1 protein-coding gene is annotated in these 1,321 nt (G+C 70.8%); it reads right to left on the bottom strand.

All coding sequences use genetic code 11. The features are described from left to right. Nucleotides 1-1,321 (bottom strand): phage head spike fiber domain-containing protein (locus BT98_RS25415; protein WP_037251897.1); only part of this gene is annotated, 1,321 nt, incomplete at both ends.

The following is a 1,321-nucleotide window of genomic DNA, read 5'->3' as shown; positions in this document are numbered from 1 at the left end:
TCACGGCGGTGACGGCCAGCGTGTCCCGGTCCGCGTCCGTGTCGTTGGACAGCAGGTTGCCCGTGGCCTGCAGCACCCCGTCCTCCGACACGGCGGCCTTGTCTGCCACCGCGACGGGCAGGGCGGGGCCGCCGGTGCCGATATCGGCCGCGCCGGCAATGGCGACGGTCAGGGTGGCGGTCTCGGAACCCGTGCCGGCGCTGGTGACGGTGACGGGGCTGCCGGCCGTGGCGATATAGCTGTCCGCCGCCGCGCCCTGGTTGAGCTGGGCACCCCAGAGCTCCAGGACGCCGGAGGTGGCGGTGGCCAGGTCGTGCATGAGGGCGACGTTGGCGTTGCCGTCGCCGTTCGCGTCGAAGGTCCAGCTGAAGCGCTGCCACGCGCCGGTCGCCGTGGCGGCCTGGAGATGGTTGCTGCTGCCGTCGAAGTAGTTGAAGCTGAAGTTCCCGTCGCCGCTGGCCAGGCGGACCCAGACGCTGAAGGTGTACTGCCCGCTGACCGCCGTGTTGGCGTAGATGCCGGTGCCGATGCCGGACAGGCCCAGCAGGTCGGCCGTACCGCTTCCCGTGGGGCCGGTGGCGGCATTGGCCGTCACCGTGGGCTGGGTGCCCGTGACCGTGAAATGCCCCCAGGAGGCGTCGTCGAAGGCCTCCGACTGCGCGATCAGGTTCTGCGTGGTGACGGTGGTGCCGGTGACCGGGGTGCCGGTGGTGGCGACATAGGCGCCGGCGCTGCCGCCGCTGTTGAGCTGGGCGCCCCAGATCTCGAGGACGCTGCCGGTGGATGAGGCGAGGTCGTGCAGGATGGCGACGTTGGCGTCGCCGTTGCCGTTGCCGGTGAAGGTCCAGCTGAAGCGTTGCCAATCGCCGGTCGCGGTGCCGGGCTGGATGCTGTCGCTGGTCCCGTCATAGTAGTTGAAGGCGAAGTTGCCGTCGCCGCTGACCAGCCGGACCCAGACGCTGAAGGTGTGCGGCCCGCTGACGGCCGCGGCGGTGTAGAGGCCGCCATCCGCCGGCAGGCTCAGCACATCGGCCGCCGCGGTGCCTGTCGGCCCGGTCGCGGCATCGGCGGCGACGGTGGGCAAGGCGCCGTTGCCGTTGAACGGCACCCAGGAGGCATCGCCGAAAGCCTCTGACTGCGCGATCAGGTTCTCGCCGGCATCGGCATGGGCCTGCCCGTCCGAGACGGTGTAGGTGAAGCTTTCCGTCGCCGTCTGGCCAGCGGCGAGCGCCTGCACGTTCGCCTGCGCATTGGCCAGGATGTAGGTGTACTGGCCGTTGGCGCCGAGCACGAGGCTGCCATAGGTGCCCGCGATCACCGT

Source organism: Roseomonas mucosa ATCC BAA-692 (assembly GCF_000622225.1).
In the GTDB taxonomy this organism is placed as follows: Bacteria; Pseudomonadota; Alphaproteobacteria; order Acetobacterales; family Acetobacteraceae; genus Roseomonas; species Roseomonas mucosa.
This window is presented reverse-complemented; position numbering and strand designations above follow the sequence as displayed.